3 protein-coding genes are annotated in these 1091 nt (G+C 72.7%); all 3 read right to left on the bottom strand.

Annotation, left to right across the window (positions count from 1 at the left end; all coding sequences use genetic code 11):
- Window positions 1–38: 38 nt before the first annotated feature.
- Window positions 39–416, bottom strand: coding sequence for a monovalent cation/H(+) antiporter subunit G (gene mnhG, locus ACFWJO_RS40685; RefSeq protein WP_036382758.1), 378 nt, complete (start codon window positions 414–416; stop codon window positions 39–41).
- A gap of 13 nt (window positions 417–429) precedes the next feature.
- Window positions 430–873, bottom strand: coding sequence for a monovalent cation/H+ antiporter complex subunit F (locus tag ACFWJO_RS40690; RefSeq protein WP_386873428.1), 444 nt, complete (start codon window positions 871–873; stop codon window positions 430–432).
- Window positions 870–1091 (bottom strand): hypothetical protein (locus ACFWJO_RS40695; protein ID WP_386873430.1); only part of this gene is annotated, 222 nt, incomplete at its 5' end. The genes ACFWJO_RS40690 and ACFWJO_RS40695, both read right to left, overlap by 4 nt.

Raw genomic sequence — 1091 nt, forward strand, 5'->3', positions numbered from 1 at the left:
GACGGGACGGGCCGGGCCGACGTCGCGTGCGGGCGGTCTCAGACCTCGTCCGGCGCGTGTGGAGCGGGCTCGCCGTGCTCGCGCCCCGGGGTGTCCTCGGCGAGCTCGTCGTAGTGCCCGGGGTTCATGGGCACCCCCGTGAGGTAGGCCGAACGGGCCAGGGCCATCGTCGCCACCGACGCCGACCCGAGCTGCAGGACCACGATCAGCACGACCTTGACCACATTGGCCACCGAGGGCATGTGGAGCAGGGCCCCGACCACGAGCAGGATCATGCCGACGCCGCCGGCCGTGCCGGTGGCGGAGATCCGCGTGTAGGGGTCCGGGAAGCGCACGAGGCCCAGGGCGGCGCCGAGGAAGACGAGCGCGCCCAGCACGATCATGAGCGAGCCGATGACGTTCATCGCGGTGTCCATGGGGATGGCCTCCTCAGCGTCGCCCGCGCGTCAGCGCGCGGGCCAGGGACATGCCGGTCAGGAACCCGGTGATCGCGGCGATGAGCACCAGGTCGAACGTGAAGACGTTGGCCGCCCGGACCCCGAACAGCGTGACCATGCCGGTGACGCTGAACGTGAGCAGGTCGCCGGAGACGGCCCGGTCGGCGTCCAGGGGCCCCACGAGGATCCGGTAGGCGGAGACGACGGCGGCGACGAGCAGCAGGTCCGTGCGGCAGCTGGTGCGCACCCGGGCGATGCCCGAGCGGGCGTCGTCGCCGGGGGTGATCAGGTCGTGCAGGACCGCGCCCGAGGACGTGACGAGGGCCCACAGGTACCAGAGCACGAAGCCGGCCAGGCGCAGCGGCCACGACCACACGCTGGCCGTGCCGTCGCGGAAGTCCTGCGTGCCGTCGTCGTACTGGTGTGCCTGGCTCATCGGCCGATCACCGCCTCCACATACGCATGCGTGTCCGTCAGCCCCTGGGCGGCCGTGTCCGAGACCAGCCACAGGCCCTGCGCGCCCAGACCGAGCGCGAGGGACAGGGCCGCGGTGAGGACCGCCGGCAGGGCCAGCGAGAAGGGGATCCGGGAGCGGGTGAGGTCCTCGTCCCGGCTGAAGACCACGGGCAGCACACCCGTGGGGGTGTGGACGGC

Source organism: Streptomyces sp. NPDC127092 (assembly GCF_042722475.1).
Taxonomy (GTDB): Bacteria; Actinomycetota; Actinomycetes; order Streptomycetales; family Streptomycetaceae; genus Streptomyces.